A 2,795-nucleotide genomic window follows, 5' to 3' on the forward strand; every position below is an offset into this window, starting at 1 on the left:
TAAGGCTCTTGCGGTTAACATATCAGATATATGTGCAATGGGTGCCAAGCCTATAGGCTTTTTCTTAAATCTTATTTTTTCAGAAAAAATATCCAAAGAGTTCTTGAAAGGACTGTTTTCAGAAATGTCAACTCTTTGCAATACACTGGGAATTGTTCTTGCTGGAGGAGATATCAGCAGAGGACCTATTTTAGGGCTGTCCATCACCATATGGGGCGAATCTAGATCATATTTAAAAAGATCTCCTAAACCAGGAGATCTTTTGTTTGTTGTTGGAGAGATTGGGCTATCAAAAACTGGTTTTTTTGTGTTAGAAGAATGTAGGGATTTAAAAGATGAATTTCCAGTATCCGTTAGACACTTTTTAAGGCCTCCAATTTTTGTAGAAGAAGCTTTAAATATTGCTAATTTCAACGGTGTCCATGCCCTTATGGATATTTCAGATGGATTGATTAAGGATTTACATAGATTTGTTGGGAATAATCTTGGGACAAAACTATTTTCCGAATCTTTTTCTGTCCACGAAGAGATAAAAAAAATAGCCTCTATTGCTAACCTCAATCCACTTGAAATAATGTTATCAGGTGGTGAGGATTATGCGCTTTTAGGTTCGGTTGGCAGAGAATATTTAGATAAGCTAAAAAAAATGGTTCCCATAAGAGTGATTGGTGAAGTTGTTTTGAGAAAAGGTATATGGCTTGATGACAAACCTCTTGAAGTCAGTGGTTTTGACCATTTTGTAAACTAAAAGAGTGTGTTGTATGGATATAGTTTTAAAACCTATTGGTTATGTAAAAACCGTTTACAAAACCAGAGAAGAATGTCCTCCTCAGGCAGATTCAAAATCTCCCCCTGCAAAGTTGATATTAAAAGAGGAATTTCTTCCAGCTATTAAAGGAATTTCTATTGAGGATGAACTCATAATCTTTACCTGGTTGCACAAGGGAAAAAGAGATGTGCTTCAATGTCATCCCAGAAGAGACAAAACCAAACCTTTATGTGGGGTATTTCTTACCAGATCTCCTGATAGACCTAACCCAATTGGGCATCATGTAGTGAAAGTGATTGATATAAAAGGAAATTCTATTTTAATCCATCCCATTGAAGTAATCGATGGAACACCTGTTGTGGATATAAAACCAAACAATATTCGTTTTTCATCCGATATATCCTTTGAAGAGTTAAATGTGTTTAAAGAAGTGGGATACAGGGCGTGGATAAAAGGTCTTTTAAATGGTTTTAGTGGCAATATGAGTATAAGAAAAGGTGATGGAATGATAATTACCCGTTCGGGTATGCCAAAAGGATGGTTGACCTCTAAGGATATTGGCTTTGTTAAGCTTGATGAAACCTTTGATGAAAAGGGATTTTCTATAGAATCCCATCTTCATGCAAAAATATATTTAAATCAGCCTAAAGCAAAAGCGGTTTTACACACTCATCCTACTTTTCTGCTGGCTTTAAGTTTAGGCTTTGATGGTTCTATATTTGATCTTCCTCTGTTTGAGGCAACTTTTTATAAATCATACTTTGCTGAAGTTCCACCGCTTAAGCCTGGAACTCAGGAACTAGCGGATATGGTGGGCAAGGTAGCGAGTAAAAGCAAGGCTATATTTATGAAAAATCACGGTCTTGTATGTTGGGGAGAAAATTTAAAAGAGACATTGGCATTAAATGAAGAAATTGAAAACATAGCAAAGATTAAATTTTTAGTTGAAACAAAAAATAAAGGGGGATTAAGATGAAGTTTCACAGGTTTGAAAAAGGAGTGGCCGGTCTAATATTATTGATAAGTTTAATATTAGCAGTTGGGGTATCCCATTGGTGGCTTATATTAACTTTCTTGGTATCAATAAATATCTTTCAATCCGCTTTTACTGATAAGTGTCCTTTAAAATGGATAGTAAATAAGGTGGGAATTAAAATAGAAAACGGATAGAACCCCTTAAGGGAGCAGTTTCCCTGCTCCTTTAACCTAAATCTTTGACCGCTTCGTGTGGAGTCATTCCTTCGTGGACAATTCTGGTGAGAATCTTTACCAACAGGGTAGGATTTTCATCCTGAAACACATTTCTACCAACGGATAAACCAGCCCCGCCTGCTTTTATTGAGTCATATACCATAGTTAAAAACTCCATTTTATTTCCCATTTTAGGACCACCTGCTATTACTACAGGTATTGAACAGGAATTTACCACTTTTTCAAAGGATTTTCTATCACCTGTATAGTTAACCTTTACCACATCTGCTCCCATTTCCTGGGCAACCCTTGCACAATGTGCAACCACCCCTGGATCATAACTGTTCTTTACATTAGGTCCTCTGGCATACACCATAGCCAATACCGGAACCCCCCATTGTTCCGCCTCAGATGTTATTTTACCAAAATCCATTAACATCTTATCTTCAGCTTCATCACCAAGATTTATGTGTATAGAAACTCCATCAGCACCTAATTTTATAGCGTCTTTTACATCCCCCACCAAGACTTTTTTATTGGGATCTGAAGCTAAACTGGTACTTGCTGACAAATGAACAATTAGTCCTATGTCTTTTCCTCTCCCTCTGTGACCCCAAACCACAAGACCTTTATGTAACACAACTGCATTTGCCCCGCCTTCAGCCACCTGATTTATTGTACTCTTTAAATCTGTCAACCCATAAATAGGACCAACGCTAACTCCATGATCTAAGGGAATGATTATTGTTTTTTTTTTCTCCCTGTTAAAAATTCTTTCCAGCCTTATTATTTTACCTATGTTCATAATGTTACCCCCAGACTATTGATGGACAAT

4 protein-coding genes are annotated in these 2,795 nt (G+C 36.7%); 3 read left to right on the plus strand and 1 reads right to left on the minus strand.

Going from position 1 to position 2,795, the window contains the following annotated elements; all coding sequences use genetic code 11:
* The 3 genes from QI197_05795 to QI197_05805 form a co-directional block, all read left to right on the plus strand.
* Window positions 1–748, plus strand: a 748-nt coding sequence (locus tag QI197_05795; protein MDK2372874.1) for a thiamine-phosphate kinase, incomplete at its 5' end; no start/stop codon positions are given.
* 13 nt (window positions 749–761) lie between these two features.
* The gene (tsaA, locus tag QI197_05800; protein ID MDK2372875.1) at window positions 762–1,745 is read left to right on the plus strand and encodes a tRNA (N6-threonylcarbamoyladenosine(37)-N6)-methyltransferase TrmO; all 984 of its coding nucleotides are present in this window, start codon (window positions 762–764) and stop codon (window positions 1,743–1,745) included.
* The gene (locus QI197_05805) at window positions 1,742–1,939 is read left to right on the plus strand and encodes a DUF2892 domain-containing protein (protein MDK2372876.1); all 198 of its coding nucleotides are present in this window, start codon (window positions 1,742–1,744) and stop codon (window positions 1,937–1,939) included. The genes tsaA and QI197_05805 overlap by 4 nt, the downstream gene beginning before the upstream one ends.
* Before the next feature lie 31 nt (window positions 1,940–1,970).
* Here the strand turns inward: QI197_05805 and QI197_05810 are convergent, their stop codons facing one another.
* Window positions 1,971–2,765 carry a 2-amino-3,7-dideoxy-D-threo-hept-6-ulosonate synthase gene (locus QI197_05810; GenBank protein ID MDK2372877.1) on the minus strand — a complete coding sequence of 265 codons (795 nt, stop codon included), beginning with the start codon at window positions 2,763–2,765 and terminating at the stop codon, window positions 1,971–1,973.
* Window positions 2,766–2,795 lie beyond the last annotated feature (30 nt).

It is taken from the genome of Thermoproteota archaeon (assembly GCA_030130125.1).
Lineage (GTDB): Archaea > Korarchaeota > Korarchaeia > Korarchaeales > Korarchaeaceae > Korarchaeum.